The sequence below is a fragment of the Citrobacter sp. TBCS-14 genome, from assembly GCF_005280805.1.
Taxonomy (GTDB): domain Bacteria; phylum Pseudomonadota; class Gammaproteobacteria; order Enterobacterales; family Enterobacteriaceae; genus Citrobacter; species Citrobacter gillenii.
Window position 1 is genome coordinate 1 of record NZ_SZWM01000385.1, and the last position, 204, is coordinate 204.

Here is a 204-nt window from a genome sequence, read left to right on the forward strand (position 1 = left end):
GGTGCAAACCACCTCGCTGGATATTGAAGACAACAGTCAGGCGATTCAGGGACGCGTCACGCTGGATGACAGCTGTACCGATGTGGATCTGCATTTCACCGATGAAGCCGGTGATGACTACACCGTGTCGCTGATCCCGGAAGGTCAAACCTCCGTCGGACCCGGCCAGGTGGATTTCGACATTAATCCTGCGGATTACGGCAT

Annotated in this window: 1 pseudogene; it reads left to right on the top strand. The window is 55.4% G+C overall.

What is annotated here, in order from left to right:
- Positions 1 to 204 (top strand): annotated as a pseudogene (locus FDX22_RS15670) (flagellar rod protein); the annotation flags it as partial.